The organism is Cytobacillus firmus, from assembly GCF_023657595.1.
Lineage (GTDB): Bacteria > Bacillota > Bacilli > Bacillales > Cytobacillaceae > Cytobacillus > Cytobacillus firmus_B.
This window is the reverse complement of the sequence record NZ_CP098323.1, coordinates 2,900,735-2,914,615: the sequence shown is the minus strand read 5'-3', so window position 1 is coordinate 2,914,615 and position 13,881 is coordinate 2,900,735. Positions and strand designations below refer to the sequence as shown.

The window sequence follows — 13,881 nt, the reverse complement described above, 5'->3', positions numbered from 1 at the left end:
GGTGATCAGTTATAGTGTCGGCCAGCAGGCATCCTGCAGCAAAACCATTACAGAAACAGATTTTGTAATGTTTGCAGGAATTAGCGGAGATTTTAACCCGGTCCACATAGACGGGGAATACGCCAAAAAAACGAGATTTAAAAAGCGCATAGCACATGGTCTCTTAACATCCAGTCTATTATCCCAGCTATTGGGTGTGCATCTGCCCGGAAAAGGATCCATTTATGTTGAACAGACCATCCGGTTCAAGGCGCCCGTTTTTATAGGCGATACAATTACCGCACAAGGAACGGTTCAGGAGATTGACAGCAAAAGGCGAATACTGACTTTGCTGACCGAGTGCTTCAATCAGGATGGAACAAAAGTTTTGACAGGCACGGCCAAGATGATGGTGCCTGAGGATGGAGGGGTAATCTGATGGGAATTGGCATTAAAGCAACAGGAGTATTTTTCCCTCCTGGAATCGAAACGGCAGCCGATCTCGCAGTAAAGACAGGCATACCTGAAGAGGTGATTATCGAAAAGTTCGGTTTGGTACAGAAGCATGTTGCAGATGATAGCCTCCATGCCTCCGACTTGGCCATTGCTGCGGGAAGGCAGGCGATCGAAGGGATTGACCCGCTGTCCATCGATGTCGTGATTTATTTTGGCAGTCCTCATAAGGATTATTATGTCTGGTCCAGTGCTCCGAAAATCCAGCATGAATTAGGGGCGAAAAATGCCTATGCGTTTGAAATCATGAATGTCAGCTCCTGCTTTCCGATTGCTTTGAAGGTAGCAAAAGACATGATTGCTTCAGATCAATCAATCCAAAATATCCTGCTGGTTGGGGGCTGCAAGGAATCACAAATTATCGATTATGCGAACCCGCGCTCGCGCTTCATGTTCAACTTTGCAGATGGCGGAACGGCTGCACTGATCACAAGGGATTCCTCGCATAGTGAAATACTCGAAAGTGCCATCCTGACAGACGGATCCTTCCATGATGATGTCCGAACACCTGCAGGTGGGTCTAAGCATTATGCCAGCCGCGAAACAGTTGAAAAAAACCTTCATTATATTGATGTGAAGGATCCGCAATCCATGAAAGAAAGACTCGATCCTGTATCGATTGCAAATTTTGATCATGTAGTTCGCGAAGCACTCCATAGAAGCGGTTATTCTCCTCAAGATATGAAACTCCTATTGCCATTGCACACCAAACGTTCCATGTTCAAAGAACTCTTACAATCACTCGAACTTCCGGAAGAAAAAGCAATTTACTTAAATCACCATGGCCACATGTCTTCACTTGACCCATGCATTGGGCTGCATTTTGCCCAGGAACGGGGACTTTTGAATCCCGGGGATATTGCCGTAGCTGTCAGTGCGGGAACTGGGTATACGTGGGCTGCGACGGTTGTGCAGTGGAAATGAATTAGAAGGATTCATAGATAAGCAGCAAGATTTTACATGGCCTAAGAAAATGAAAATAGGGGGAATGGCTATGAAATTCAAGTTAAACGGCTTTAAATCACTATTAATGCTTGGAATTGCACTCACTCTTATCATTACTTCCGGATGTTCCGGAGACACAGCAAGTTCAGATGTAGAAACGGTTAAAATTGGTGTTCTAGCTTCCTTAACCGGTCCACTCGAGACGTACGGAAAGCAGACGGTTGCCGGATTTGAACTGGGGCTCGATTATGCAACCGAGGGATCCAAGGAAGTAGCGGGCAAAAAGGTCGAGTTCATTGTGGAAGATACGGAAACAAAACCTGATGTCGCCGTAAGAAAAGCAACCAAGCTTCTGGAAGAGGATGAAGTAGATTTCTTAGTGGGTTCATCAAGCAGTGGCGACACACTGGCCGTTTTGCCGCTTGCTGAAGAATACGAAAAGATCATGGTGGTGGAGCCTGCGGTTGCTGATAGCATAACCGGTCAGAACTGGAACAAGTATATCTTCAGGACTGGAAGAAATTCATCTCAGGATGCCGTTGCCGGTGCAGCTGCAATCGCTGAAAAAGATGTGAAAATCGCGACCTTCGCACAGGATAATGCGTATGGACGGGAAGGAATCGCTGCTTTTAAAGAAGGAGCGGAGAAGCTTGGAGCCACTATTGTGAATGAACAGTTTGCAGACCCGAATTCCACTGATTTCACAGCGAATATTCAAAGCATCATAAATGAAAAGCCTGATTACCTTTATATCGTCTGGGCAGGATCCAATGCCCCATGGAAACAGTTAAAGGATATGCAGCTGGAAGAGCAGGGAATTAAAATTTCCACTGCGGCGCAGGATATTGCTTCCTTAAAGACGATGGATTCTCTAATTGGCATGAGAGGCTTTTCCATTTACTATCACACCCTGCCGGATAATGAAGTGAACGACTGGTTGGTGGAAGAGCATAAGAAAAAATTTGACGGTGAGATTCCTGACCTGTTTACAGCCGGCGGAATGACAGCTGCCATCTCCATTGTGGAGGCCCTGAAGAAAACAGAAGGTGATAAAGATGTGGACGGCCTGATCACCACAATGGAAAACATGGAGTTTGAGACACCGAAAGGAACGATGAAGTTCCGGGCTGAGGATCATCAGGCATTGCAGTCCCTGTACGCTGTAACCCTGGAGGAACAGGATGGTGTGGATCATCCGGTGCCGGTCCTGATCAGGGAATTGAATATGGAAGAAACCGAGCCGCCAATCCGAAATGACAAATAAAAATTCAGAATAGTTAGATATACAGGAGGGTGCGTCAAGTTGGAAAATATTCTGGAAACCAAAAGCCTATCTGTTTACTTTGGCGAGCATGATGTCATAAAAGATGTGAACATGGAAATAGAGCGAGGGAAGCTGACTTCGATCATCGGTCCAAATGGGGCCGGCAAGACCACTCTCTTTAACCTGCTGAGCGGCCAGATTGCTCCAACAAAGGGAGAGATTTATTTTAAGAAAGACAATATAACTAAGCTCTCTGTACCCTTACGGGCGAGAAGAGGCATTGGACGTTCCTTCCAGCTCACCAATATTTTTCCGGAACTGACGGTGCTCGAAAATATCAGACTGGCCATCCAATCATCAAGTAAAGATTACTACTCAATCTTTCCAAGGCTTTCGTACATGAACCGCCAGCAGGATGAAGCAAAAGCGGCCATGGAGAGGTGCATGTTAAGCGGGAAGGAAGATGTGCTGGCACAGGATCTGGCACATGGGGAAAAACGAAAACTGGAGCTGGCCATGCTGCTGGCTCTAAAAACAGAACTGCTTCTTCTCGATGAACCGACAGCAGGCATATCGATTGAAGAGATCCCTGCCATTCTGGAAGTGATTGAGAAAATTAAGAAGGAAGGCCTGTACACGATTGTCTTAATCGAACACAAAATGGAAATGGTCATGCACCTGTCCGATACTCTTGTGGTGCTATTCAATGGAGAGCTCCTGGCCAGCGGCAATCCGAAGGAAATTATTAAGGATCAAAGAGTTCAGACGGCATATTTAGGAGGTTTCCACCGTGAGTCTATTAAAACTGGATAATCTGGAGACCTATTTGGGTCAATATCACATTCTTCAGGGTGTGTCCATGTCTGTGGAAGAGGGAAGCATCACCGTTCTCTTCGGGAGAAATGGCGCAGGCAAAACGACAACACTGCGCACCATCATGGGCTTTAACCCATCCACCACGGGTTCCGTGCATTATCACGATCAGAAGATCAGCGGAATCCCTACCCACCTGATCTCCAGAAAAGGAATCGGCTATGTGCCGGAAAATCAGGGAATGTTCAGTGCGCTGACAGTAGAAGAAACCCTGAATCTGGCCAAGGCAAAGAGCACAGGTGAGACAGAGGAAAAAATGGAGTGGATGCTGGAGCTCTTCCCGGATTTGAAGAAGTTCTGGAGCAAAAAAAGCGGTTTGCTTTCCGGCGGTCAAAAACAGATGCTGGCGATTGCCAGGGCGTATATCAATGGAGATGGACTGCTTCTGATTGATGAGCCAAGCAAAGGATTATCGCCGATCATGGTTGAAAAGCTGATGGAATCGATTCTGAAAATGAAGGAAAAAACCACGATTCTGCTTGTGGAGCAGAATTTCCTGATGGCGAGTGAAATCGGCGATTACTTTTACATTATGGACGACGGAAAAATAGTCCATGATGGCTTGATGCAGGATCTTAAGGAGGACAAGGAAACCTGTCAGAAATACTTGGGCATCGCGTAAGCAGTGAAGGGGGGCTGGAAATGGAAGTCTTTATTAATTTATTGGTCAATGGGGTTTCAACTGGGCTTTTGATATTCCTTCTGGCTGCTGGACTTACCTTAATCTTTGGACTGATGAGTGTATTGAACTTCGCCCATGGCGGATTATTCGTCTGGGGCGCTTTCTCAGGAGCATGGTTTTTTAAAGAAACAAACAGTTTTCTATTAGCGATAGCGGGTGCAGTTGCTGTCGGAATGGTCTTGGGCTGGGTATTGGAGAGATTCCTGATCCGTCCTGTCTATGGTAATCATGTGAGACAGCTGCTGATTACATTAGGCGGGATGCTGGTATTATCGGAAAGCATCAAAATCTTCTGGGGGCCAAACCCGATAAGGGTAAACCTGCCAGCGTGGCTTGAAGGGAGTTATCAGTTTGATGGAATCATCATCATAAAATACCGTGTGTTTGTGATTGTGGTTGGACTGCTGCTGTATCTGGCATTATGGCTTTTGCTCAGCCGTACGCAGATTGGACTTATGATCAGGGCTGGAGTGCTGGATAAGGAAATGGTTCAGGCGCTCGGAATCAATGTAAAAGGACTTTTTACATTCGTATTTCTGCTCGGTGCCGGATTGGCTGCTTTAGGCGGAGCGCTATTAGCGCCGTATTCTGGAGTCGTTTTTGCGGAAATGGGCATGCAGTATGCCATCCTGGCTTTCATTGTTGTCATCATTGGCGGAATGGGAAGCCTGCAGGGATCTGCACTGGCTTCCCTGATCGTAGGAGTAGCGGGAGCGTTTATGGCTTATTATATGCCTGATTTGTCACTAGCATTGAATATGCTCCTATTGGCTATCGTATTATTGGTGAAACCAACAGGGCTGCTGGGAGAAAAGGGGAGTGCTGTATGAGAGGTGTATTTCATAAAGTGCCGCTGTACTGGGGGCTTGCGATTCTGCTTTTCATGCTTCTGTTTCCCTTTGTTAACGACTCCCGAAGCACACTGATTTTACTTACTCAAATTTTCATTTTTGCCATATTTGCGATGAGCTTTGATATTCTGTTAGGGTATACCGGCATTGTTTCCTTTGGTCATTGCATGTTCTTTGGAATCGGCGCTTACAGCACGGCTCTCATTTTTAATAAGCTGGATGCAACTCTGCCAAACTTTTTAATTGGATTGGTTATAGGCATCATCCTATCCGCTCTGGTTAGCTATATCATTGGTTTATTATCACTAAGGCTCAAAAGCCACTTTTATGCGATGCTGACACTGGCAGTATCACAGCTCTTTCTTGTACTGGCAGAGAAATGGAGGGGACTGACGCATGGCGGAGACGGTTTTACCTTCAGTGTGCCTGACGTATTCAAAGACCGTACTTCTTTCTATTACATTACACTCATTAGTGTAGCCGTTGTTTTCATCCTGCTGAAGCTTTTTACAGAATCGTCCACTGGAAAGGTGCTAAAAGCCATTTCCCAGAATGAATATCGTGCAGAAGCACTGGGGTATCAAACACTTCATTATAAACTGATTGCCAGCGTGACGGCTGGAGTGGCAGCTTCCTTAAGCGGCGCACTTTATGCAGTGTCACTACGGTTCATTAATACCAATGTCTTTTCAATTGAAGTTACCCTTGATGCTCTCTTAATGACGATGATCGGGGGAATGGGAACCCTGGCTGGTGCCGTAGCAGGAGCGGGGATCATCGAATTTTTAAGACATTATCTTTCTGAGCTTGCGATGACTTTCCCCATCTTTGAACGATGGACGATTATCCTCGGATTCTTATATATAGTGGTGCTCCTTGGGTTCCCTTCCGGTTTGGCAGGAGTTATTAAAAAGTTCACCTTGAAAAAGGGGAGGAGGGAGAAGAAGAAAAGGAATATGGAGAGGGCTGCATAGTGTGGGATAAGATGATTCTGGAAACCTTGCCATCATGGGTAAGGTTTTTTATTAATTGCAAAAACACTTATTTTTTCGGGATATTGAAAGTGGGGTTAATATCAAAACTATTATCTTTAATGTTGTGAAAAAACGTTCTTAAGCTGATGAGAGCTAATAAGCCCAATGCGGATCAGGCTATTGAAGCGGTCATTGTTATCATCAGAACATAGAAAAAGAATAAACCTCTCCATCAAAATCAAGGGATTTCAGGAGAGGCTGGTATTATAGGCTGCTCTTAGAAAAATATTTCCGGGTTTCTTCACGTGTTTGATTTGGCAAGACACGATCCAGCTCTTCATTTAACCATGAAAGTGATTTACTGCGCAGGAAATCACGCATTTTTTCTTCGGCTGAGAGCATAACTAAATTGATGGTACAAGTGGAGGTACCTGAAGAGCAGATATTTTCTCTATACAAATAACCATTATCTTTAATGTTTTTACATTGAAAAATTGGCTTGGGACCTTCAACTGCTTCAATTACATCCCAAAAAGATATTTCTTCTGGAGATTTAGCGAGTTTATAACCACCCTTAACTCCAGGGACTGAACTAACAATTTCGTTCTTAGATAATTTACTGAATATCTTTAGTTTGAGAAGTGTGCTTACATACTAATAAGTGTGGTACTGAGTTATAGTGAATGTTAACTTCAGTCAATTAATAGATGTATGCTCTTAAAAGGACACATATAAGAGACATGGCAAGGAGCTTGAATAGAATGGAGACATCTATAGAAAGGCTATTATGGAGTATTGCACTTCCTGGTTTTGGGCAATTTTTAAATGGAAAATTGATAAAGGGAATGGTTATTGTATTTTTAGAGTTCCTTATAAATGTACAAGCGAATTTCAATGGGGTCATTATTTCAAGTTTTCATGGAGATATTGAAAAGGCAATTGCAGAAACCGATTATTTGTGGCTGATGTTTTACCCTTGTTTGTATTTTTTTGCTATGTGGGATTCCTTTAAAGATGCGGGAGGAGGAAAAAATAGTTATTCTTTTCTTCCGTTTGTGTCTTCAGCTTACTTTGTTACAGTGGGGTGTATGTATTCCTCTACCTTTAAGCTTTTTGGAGTACTATTAGGACCTATTTGGCTTCCGATATTGTGCGTTATACCAGGTGTCAGTGTGGGCGTTATTTTAATGAAGATAATAAGAAAAAAACACTTCGAACCATTTTAACCAGGGCAGCCATCTTATTGTTAAGCACTTTAAGTAAGCTGTTTAGTCACTGTATAATGAATAATTACCATGTTCATTTACAAACTAAGAAAAGAAAATAATTTTCAATATACAGACTTAACCGTCCCAAAGGTTAAGAATTTCTTTAAAGAAATTCTCAATAAGTTAATGCAAATGGATATTTCTATTTTAAATTTGCTGGAGCAAAAGGGTTTACTCCAAAACAGGCCTTTTTCATACAAAAATGCTGAAGACAGAGAGAGCAAGCTATTCAAAGTGGCATCAACCCAGCAGAGGCCGCTTAATGCTGTTGAATTAGCAAGTATGTTTGGTTCCTTTCAATGTAATAATGTTGGTTTAGCTTTATGTACTGCTTTTTCGGATGTCGCAAAGGATGAAGATACAAAGAGTTTTTTAGAGGATGGAACCAAATTGTCATACCATCAAGTTGATGTTTTATCAGAAATATACAGAGAAAACGGAGTGCCGACAACCACTGGACTGGAGGCTCACGTTTATAAGGTGAATAAATCCCCATTTTCAGATAAACTAATGGCTAACTTAATCATGTTCTTGAACCCCATCGGAATAGGCAATCTGCAAACTGCTGTGGTTTCAAGTTATAAAAAAAGTCACGTGAAAAGACTAAAGGAATTAATTGACCAGGTGGAAAGCTATTCAGCGCAAGGGTTTAAGTTATTGGTGCGGAAAGACTGGCTTAATGAGCCGCCTGTAGCCAATAGGTCAATTGATAGTTAATAATTTGAGTCAAACAGCCTAAAACATCCCCGAAAAGTTATGAGAGTGAACAAAAAGCCGATTTCATGATAATAGGAAAATCGGCTTCTTAACATTCATCATTTTGTTGTTGGGTATTACAAGTTCTTATTGAATGAATTCAGTTAACCTCCTATAAGAAAGAACATCGCCATTTGTCATTTGATGAAAGGTCTGGTTGTTTACAATCTCTTCACCGATAGACCGTAAATAGGTTAAGGTCGCTCTAAATGGGCCGGATCCACAGCTAAGCCTTTCGATTCCGATTTCAGATAGCTCTGATATAGTAGGCATCTCTGGGTCAACCAATAAGTTGATAGGACAAGAAACTTCCTCTCTAATTTTTTTAATACTCTTCCTATCAGTTAAGCCAGGAATGAAAATGCAATCAGCCCCTGCATCCTGATAGGCTTTTGCCCGTTTTACAGCTTCTCGTAAACGCGTTGAAGAATCCCCTGCATTTAACCAATATAGATCTGTTCGTGCATTAATAAATAACCGCATATTGCTGGATTCTGAAAGTTCTTTGATAGCTGTTATTTTTTCCTCTTGAGATGAAATATCAAATATTGGACTGTCAGGATCACCTGTACCGTCCTCCAGATTTATCCCGATAGCTCCAGCAGCAGCGACTGCTTTTACCGTCTCCAATACTTCTTCAACAGTCACTCCATAACCTGCCTCAATGTCTGCGCTCACAGGAACATTTACTGATTTAGCGATATTTTCAATCGTTTCAACCATTTTGTTAAGAGGTATACTTTGCCCATCCAAGTACCCCAAAGAAGCAGCAATACCAGCACTTGTTGTTCCAATCGCTTTAAAGCCGCATTCTTCAAACATCTTTGCACTGATTACATCCCATGCGTTTGGCAAAACAAAGGTGGATGATTGCTGATGTAAGCGGTGAAAGGTATTTGCCTTTAATGATTGTTCTTTGCTACTCATAGAATTAAGCTCCTTTTCCTGTTTTGGTTAAAGAATTTATTGCTTCATTTTCTATAGTAAAGGCTAAATAATTCAATATCATCGAAATATGAAATGCATATTGATTTCTCAATTGAAACCGCAGTGGATGCCCTCTTAAGTAGATGTTCGGAGGGCTTGAAAACTCTGGATGATCCCTAAGATCTCACTTTGAAAAAAGGGAAGTAGAGAGCGCTGCTTAGATAGCCATTTATCCAGAAACCAAGAAAAACGCTCGGCAATCTCGAGCGTATTATTGCGGCGGATTTGCAACGCCTAAATTAACCCAATTCTCTTTTGACGGACCATAAACCCCAAAAGGCTTTAACCCTGCCTGGCGGATGAGAATGGTCAATTGGCCGCGATGATGCACAATGTGTTTAATTAAGCCCATCAAAATTTGAGCATTGGTTTCCTCTCTTCCAAATGCCTTCTGTGTCTGGCTCAATGAGTCATCTGTCCATTGCTGTTCGATCGCCAGTTCCGCTTCCTCACTCAGCTTTTTAAATGTATCCGCAATTTCTTTGGCAGAAGAGGGGACATTTTCTTCATTTTCAGCTCTCTGCATTTTTACTCCGAAATGAGATAAATAATCAGGAATATTCGTGGTGAAATGCCAGGCAATACGCCCTAAGGTGCGTCCTTCAGGATAGACCTGCTGCTTTAAAGAGTCATCTGTTAAACCGTCCAGTACCTTTTGCGTCAGCATTGCTTCTCTGTTCCATTCTTTAATAAAATCTGTGACTGTAACGTACATAAAGCATTCCTCCGTTCATTGGATAAATTATAAAACGTTTGTTCGTATTTTTCAAGATGTTCATCTTCTTAATAGGCTTATAATTGATACAAAATTTTCACAATTCATTCGACAATCTTCGCGCGAAACGGGCCGCTTATTTCTATATAGTGAAAAGTGTCAGGTTTTAAAAGATAGGGGTGTAAAGATGAGAACTTTAAAGATAAAAGACTTAACCCTCGACGCTCTGGAAGAGCTGGAACACGATCTGCATGAAAATGGGGAAAAAAGCGATTACGGCTATTACATGCAGCTGGTGATCCTCTATGAAACGATGTATAAAAAGCTTACAAATCTCGCCAGAAATAATGGCCCCTATTATGACAACGCCCTTCAGCAAACGAAAAAACTGCTGATATCCCATCTAATTAAATATGGAACCTACTTAAAAATGAATCACTTCAGAGATGACGGGGATGCTGTAGAGTCACTCCTCAAGGCAATTAGAGTGGAACAAAAGCTTCCAATAGCGTATTACCGTCTTGGCTGCCTCGCCTATAAACACGGCAAATACGGTTCAGCTGTCCGCTATTTCCAGCAGTCCCTAAGTCAGCAGCTCTCAGGTGACCCAAGATACAGCCTCAATCAGCAGCAGGAACTCCACGCCCATATGTATTTGGCCAACAGCGGGCTGCATGTTGCGGGCGAGACCTATGAAACGGTGGGAAAACTCCCATATCTGGATCAGCTCCCGAACGCAGAGCTGTCCCCATTATTTGAAGCAATATCAGCCAATGAAACCTACCTGCATAACCACGCCTTCTACAAAATGACCAAAAATAAAACGGAAACCTGTTCAAAGGATGCTTGTGAACACCTCTTTGAAAACAATGAAGCAGGTGAGCTGGTCCTGTACTTTAACGACCGTGAAAATATACTATTACTTAATGGTCAGGATGCCATCATCACTCCAACCGATGCGAATATGGTCAGACATTTCATGCTGTGCTCCAGCAAAGAAAATCCAAGTACGAGAATTACTATGCGGAACTTCTTCGGAAGAACGGGGCGTGATGGAGAGGTAAAAAAGAGCACCTTCACCAAATCCATAGAAAGACTCAGGGCAAAATTACGGGATATGCCTGAGATGATTGATGTAACGGAACACAGGGGAGAGACTGCTTATTATTATAATGGAACCCATCCATTTACCGTTCTCTTCAGGGTGGATGATGCTTTTGCGAATGAGTATGTGAACTGAAAATGCATGAATGAGGAGCCTAATGAGCGGTAATTTAAAACCGCTCATTAGGCTTTTTTTAAGGACTGTCACATCTCGGTGTTAAGATGATGTGTCCTTCTAAGTGCTTGTTTTAGTTTTGGAACAAGGAAGAAGGACAAAGCTGTTACAGCCAGGTCGAGAGGAAAATAGGCAAGCATCCAGCCCCAGGCCATACCGTAGCTAAATCCTGCCGGTGCATCTGCCCAAAGTAGAAGAGCAAAATACATCCAATTGGTTCCAATTATGTAGTTGCAAAAAAGGCTTAAAGTTCCTGCCATAAAATAAAGCTTTGGTTTAATCAGCTGAGAATCCCCAACCCATTTTCCAGCAACATAGGCAACAGCAACAAAAGACAGCACAAAGCCAAAGGTCGGGCTTAATAACTGGGCAGGCCCTCCTTTAAACTGTGCAAAAACAGGTGCACCTATTAAACCGACAAACACATAGACCAGCATAGCAATGGATCCTTTTCTGCTCCCTAACACTGCCCCGGCTAAAATAGCAAAGAGAAGCTGCAAAGTAATAGGAACACTCCCGATCATGAGAAATGGGGATAGATTTGCGCCCACACCCATCAAAGCCGCAAAAAGACCGCAAAGAACCAAATCTTGAGTCTTTAAACCTTTCATATGAACCTCCTTTTATGTTAACCAAAAATATTTTAGGTTAACAATAAGTTGAATATAATATTCTCATATGTTAACTTATTTGTAAATATGGTTAACATTTAAAAGGAGGAATAGTTATTAGAAGTCTCTTTATTACAGGCACAGATACTGACGCAGGAAAAACGACAGCTGCCGCTCTTCTTTTAGCGTATTTAAAAAAGAAAGACATCCAGGCGGCTGCATATAAGCCCGTGCAAAGTGGTGCTGAAATCATTGATGGCGTGCTTTGCGCACCTGATGTGGAGTTTTATAAACTGGCCAATCCGGAATTAGCCGCTTCCACTACATATATATTAAAAAAACCATGTTCCCCGCATTTGGCCGCAAGGGAAGAGGAAATAGAAATCGAGATTGATAAGATCATTGAGCATTATCAGCGGCTGTCAAGGGATAATGAATTTGTATTAATAGAAGGCGCTGGCGGAGTCTTCGTTCCTTTAAGGGACGATGGATACAGCATGCTTGATTTAATGAAAGAACTGTCTGCTCCAGTTGTGATTGTGGCAAGGACCGGGGTAGGCACAATCAACCACACCGTTCTGACCGCTGAAAGGTTAAAACAAGAAGGGATACATGTGATCGGCGTTATCATGAATCAGATGACAATAGTGGATACAAAGGTTGAGCAGGACAACATACGAATGATTGAGCTTATGACCAGGGTTCCTGTTTTAGGGATGATCCCCTATTTAGAAAATCCATTATCCGCCTTTGGTGATTCAGAAATGCTTGACCATCTATTTTCAAAGCTGATGGAGGTGGACAGTAATGAATGAACAGGCAAATCTGTTAGAAAGCAGCATGAAGCATCTATGGCTTCCGTTTACACAAATGACTGATTATGAGAGGGATCCGCTGATCATTGAAAGCGGGGAAGGGATCATTCTGAAGGATATTGATGGGAAAGAATATTTGGATGGCTACTCCTCACTTTGGCTAAATGTGCACGGCCACCGGAAAACGGAATTGAATGAGGCAATAATGGAGCAGCTTGATTTAATCGCTCATTCCACACTTTTAGGAGCAGTGAATGTACCTGCCATCCGTCTTGCTGAGAAGCTTATCGAGATTACACCGGAAAATTTGCAGCGGGTATTCTATTCTGATTCCGGGGCAACATCCGCAGAAATCGCCATTAAAATGGCCTATCAATATTGGCAAAATAAAGGGAAACAAAAGAAAAAGAAATTCGTCACGCTCACGAACAATTATCATGGAGATACCATTGGAGCCATTAGTATCGGGAATGTTGATTTATTCCACCGCGTGTATGGATCCTTAATGTTTCCAACCTTAAAAGCTCCTTTTCCTCTCCAATACCGGAGTCCCTATTCAGGTGAAGCAGAAGTTAAAGACAGGGCATTAACAGAGCTGAGAGCCATTTTTCGTGAAAATCATGAAGAAATTGCAGCCATAACACTCGAACCGCTTATCCAGGGAGCAGGCGGCATGAATGTCATGCCTGCTGGCTATCTTAAAGGGGTAGAAGAGCTATGCCGTGAATTTAATATCCTTTTAATTGCGGATGAGGTAGCGACAGGCTTTGGCCGGACAGGAAAGATGTTTGCAGTTGAGCATGAAAGCGTTCAGCCGGATATCATGACCGTTGCGAAAGGGATCACAGGCGGTTATCTTCCGCTTGCTGCCACACTTACGACAGAGGAAATTTATCATGAGTTTTACGGGGAATATGAAGAAATGAAAACCTTCTTCCATGGGCATTCCTATACAGGCAATCAGCTCGGATGTGCAGTCGCCTTGGCTAACCTGGAAATCTATGAAAAAGAAAACCTGGTAGAACAGGCTGCAAGAAAAGCAGAAGTCATTCAATCTGAATTAGCTGCATTAAAAAGCCTCAAACATGTGGGAGACATCCGCCAAGTGGGACTGATGTGCGGCATTGAGCTGGTTCAGGATAAAGAAACAGGGAAGCCTTTCCCATGGGAAAGCCGAATGGGGTATCATTCAACACTGGAAATGAGAAAAAGAGGCATGCTGACTAGACCGCTTGGGGATGTAATCGTCTTTATGCCGCCTCTGGCAAGTACTGATGATCAAATCAGGAAAATGATACAAATCATGAAAGATTCAATTGTAGCCGTGACTGAAAAAGAAAAGTCGTTTGTTTGATTGGAAACAGCCCCC

Annotated in this window: 15 protein-coding genes and 1 pseudogene; 12 read left to right on the top strand and 4 right to left on the bottom strand. The window is 42.8% G+C overall.

The window, feature by feature from the left end; all coding sequences use genetic code 11:
- Position 1: 1 nt before the first annotated feature.
- From NAF01_RS14730 to NAF01_RS14700, 7 genes are all read left to right on the top strand, one after another.
- Positions 2 to 418, top strand: coding sequence for a MaoC family dehydratase (locus NAF01_RS14730; protein ID WP_197204539.1), 417 nt, complete (start codon positions 2 to 4; stop codon positions 416 to 418).
- Complete coding sequence (locus tag NAF01_RS14725) at positions 418 to 1,416, top strand: 3-oxoacyl-ACP synthase (protein ID WP_250800667.1); 999 nt, start codon at positions 418 to 420, stop codon at positions 1,414 to 1,416. The genes NAF01_RS14730 and NAF01_RS14725 overlap by 1 nt, the downstream gene beginning before the upstream one ends.
- Positions 1,417 to 1,522: 106 nt before the next feature.
- The gene (locus NAF01_RS14720) at positions 1,523 to 2,701 is read left to right on the top strand and encodes a substrate-binding domain-containing protein (RefSeq protein ID WP_434964686.1); all 1,179 of its coding nucleotides are present in this window, start codon (positions 1,523 to 1,525) and stop codon (positions 2,699 to 2,701) included.
- Positions 2,702 to 2,740: 39 nt separating this feature from the next.
- Positions 2,741 to 3,514, top strand: a complete 774-nt coding sequence (locus tag NAF01_RS14715) for an ABC transporter ATP-binding protein (RefSeq protein ID WP_250800665.1) — start codon at positions 2,741 to 2,743, stop codon at positions 3,512 to 3,514.
- Positions 3,492 to 4,196 (top strand): ABC transporter ATP-binding protein, encoded by a 705-nt coding sequence (locus NAF01_RS14710; protein WP_048008516.1) that lies wholly within the window; start codon positions 3,492 to 3,494, stop codon positions 4,194 to 4,196. Before NAF01_RS14715 ends, NAF01_RS14710 begins: the two co-directional genes overlap by 23 nt.
- Positions 4,197 to 4,216: 20 nt before the next feature.
- Complete coding sequence (locus tag NAF01_RS14705) at positions 4,217 to 5,086, top strand: branched-chain amino acid ABC transporter permease (protein ID WP_048008517.1); 870 nt, start codon at positions 4,217 to 4,219, stop codon at positions 5,084 to 5,086.
- 53 nt (positions 5,087 to 5,139) lie between these two features.
- The gene (locus tag NAF01_RS14700; protein WP_434964685.1) at positions 5,140 to 6,081 is read left to right on the top strand and encodes a branched-chain amino acid ABC transporter permease; all 942 of its coding nucleotides are present in this window, start codon (positions 5,140 to 5,142) and stop codon (positions 6,079 to 6,081) included.
- Between the two features lie 264 nt (positions 6,082 to 6,345).
- Here the strand turns inward: NAF01_RS14700 and NAF01_RS14695 are convergent.
- Positions 6,346 to 6,711, bottom strand: a pseudogene (locus tag NAF01_RS14695) (Rrf2 family transcriptional regulator); the annotation flags it as partial.
- A 131-nt stretch (positions 6,712 to 6,842) separates the two neighbouring features.
- Here NAF01_RS14695 and NAF01_RS14690 point away from each other — a divergent pair.
- Positions 6,843 to 7,307, top strand: a complete 465-nt coding sequence (locus NAF01_RS14690; protein ID WP_048008518.1) for a hypothetical protein — start codon at positions 6,843 to 6,845, stop codon at positions 7,305 to 7,307.
- Positions 7,308 to 7,376: 69 nt separating this feature from the next.
- Positions 7,377 to 8,066, top strand: coding sequence for a DUF3231 family protein (locus NAF01_RS14685; protein ID WP_250800664.1), 690 nt, complete (start codon positions 7,377 to 7,379; stop codon positions 8,064 to 8,066).
- Between the two features lie 126 nt (positions 8,067 to 8,192).
- Here NAF01_RS14685 and NAF01_RS14680 read toward each other — a convergent pair whose 3' ends face one another.
- Both NAF01_RS14680 and NAF01_RS14675 read right to left on the bottom strand, forming a co-directional pair.
- The gene (locus tag NAF01_RS14680; RefSeq protein ID WP_250800663.1) at positions 8,193 to 9,032 is read right to left on the bottom strand and encodes an isocitrate lyase/PEP mutase family protein; all 840 of its coding nucleotides are present in this window, start codon (positions 9,030 to 9,032) and stop codon (positions 8,193 to 8,195) included.
- 271 nt (positions 9,033 to 9,303) lie between these two features.
- Positions 9,304 to 9,807, bottom strand: a complete 504-nt coding sequence (locus NAF01_RS14675; RefSeq protein ID WP_250800662.1) for a DinB family protein — start codon at positions 9,805 to 9,807, stop codon at positions 9,304 to 9,306.
- A 187-nt stretch (positions 9,808 to 9,994) separates the two neighbouring features.
- Here NAF01_RS14675 and NAF01_RS14670 point away from each other — a divergent pair, with 187 nt between their 5' ends.
- Positions 9,995 to 11,047 (top strand): tetratricopeptide repeat protein, encoded by a 1,053-nt coding sequence (locus NAF01_RS14670; RefSeq protein WP_250800661.1) that lies wholly within the window; start codon positions 9,995 to 9,997, stop codon positions 11,045 to 11,047.
- A gap of 68 nt (positions 11,048 to 11,115) precedes the next feature.
- On the opposite strand, the gene NAF01_RS14665 is transcribed toward NAF01_RS14670, so the two are convergent.
- Positions 11,116 to 11,697, bottom strand: coding sequence for a biotin transporter BioY (locus tag NAF01_RS14665; protein WP_250800660.1), 582 nt, complete (start codon positions 11,695 to 11,697; stop codon positions 11,116 to 11,118).
- A 110-nt stretch (positions 11,698 to 11,807) separates the two neighbouring features.
- Between NAF01_RS14665 and bioD the strand changes: the two genes are divergently transcribed.
- Both bioD and bioA read left to right on the top strand, forming a co-directional pair.
- Complete coding sequence (gene bioD / locus NAF01_RS14660; RefSeq protein ID WP_350457438.1) at positions 11,808 to 12,512, top strand: dethiobiotin synthase; 705 nt, start codon at positions 11,808 to 11,810, stop codon at positions 12,510 to 12,512.
- A complete protein-coding gene (bioA, locus tag NAF01_RS14655; protein WP_250800659.1) occupies positions 12,505 to 13,866 on the top strand; it encodes an adenosylmethionine--8-amino-7-oxononanoate transaminase in 1,362 nt (453 codons plus the stop codon). The genes bioD and bioA overlap by 8 nt, the downstream gene beginning before the upstream one ends.
- The last annotated feature ends 15 nt before the right edge of the window (positions 13,867 to 13,881 follow it).

Bases quoted from the DNA above. Each gene is read 5' to 3' on its own strand.
- NAF01_RS14670 (WP_250800661.1), top strand. From the start codon at position 9,995: ATGAGAACTTTAAAGATAAAAGACTTAACCCTCGACGCTCTGGAAGAG.
- NAF01_RS14675 (WP_250800662.1), bottom strand. From the start codon at position 9,807: ATGTACGTTACAGTCACAGATTTTATTAAAGAATGGAACAGAGAAGCA.
- NAF01_RS14725 (WP_250800667.1), top strand. From the start codon at position 418: ATGGGAATTGGCATTAAAGCAACAGGAGTATTTTTCCCTCCTGGAATC.
- NAF01_RS14680 (WP_250800663.1), bottom strand. From the start codon at position 9,032: ATGAGTAGCAAAGAACAATCATTAAAGGCAAATACCTTTCACCGCTTA.
- NAF01_RS14665 (WP_250800660.1), bottom strand. From the start codon at position 11,697: ATGAAAGGTTTAAAGACTCAAGATTTGGTTCTTTGCGGTCTTTTTGCG.
- NAF01_RS14690 (WP_048008518.1), top strand. From the start codon at position 6,843: ATGGAGACATCTATAGAAAGGCTATTATGGAGTATTGCACTTCCTGGT.
- NAF01_RS14700 (WP_434964685.1), top strand. From the start codon at position 5,140: ATGCTTCTGTTTCCCTTTGTTAACGACTCCCGAAGCACACTGATTTTA.
- NAF01_RS14705 (WP_048008517.1), top strand. From the start codon at position 4,217: ATGGAAGTCTTTATTAATTTATTGGTCAATGGGGTTTCAACTGGGCTT.
- bioA (WP_250800659.1), top strand. From the start codon at position 12,505: ATGAATGAACAGGCAAATCTGTTAGAAAGCAGCATGAAGCATCTATGG.
- NAF01_RS14720 (WP_434964686.1), top strand. From the start codon at position 1,523: ATGCTTGGAATTGCACTCACTCTTATCATTACTTCCGGATGTTCCGGA.
- NAF01_RS14685 (WP_250800664.1), top strand. From the start codon at position 7,377: ATGTTCATTTACAAACTAAGAAAAGAAAATAATTTTCAATATACAGAC.